Annotated in this window: 1 protein-coding gene; it reads right to left on the bottom strand. The window is 57.3% G+C overall.

All coding sequences use genetic code 11. The annotated features are described in order from the left end of the window. On the bottom strand, positions 1-253 hold a 253-nt coding region (locus tag AF337_RS07345; RefSeq protein WP_280138837.1), incomplete at both ends, for a cbb3-type cytochrome c oxidase N-terminal domain-containing protein.

Here is a 253-nt window from a genome sequence, read left to right as displayed (position 1 = left end):
TGGAGGCCACCTTCTCCATCAGCTTTTCGTCGGCACGGATTTCATCAAAGGAACTGGTCTCGATCTTCTCGATCCAGGGCGCGCGCGAAGCATCGGCTTCTATGATCTTTCGCTCTACCGCCTGTTTTTGACTCGTGCCGATCAGGCCCCTCGTATATGTGCTTCCAAGCGGCCAGGTCGGATACAGGATCCACCAGAGAGCGGCGAACAGGTGGGTGATGATCAGGAAGAGCAGAACCCCGCGCGGTACAGG

Origin of the sequence: Rhizobium ecuadorense, from assembly GCF_001187535.1 — a bacterium.
Lineage (GTDB): Bacteria > Pseudomonadota > Alphaproteobacteria > Rhizobiales > Rhizobiaceae > Rhizobium > Rhizobium ecuadorense.
The sequence above is the reverse complement of the archived record's forward strand: the minus strand, read 5'-3'. Positions and strand labels throughout refer to the sequence as shown.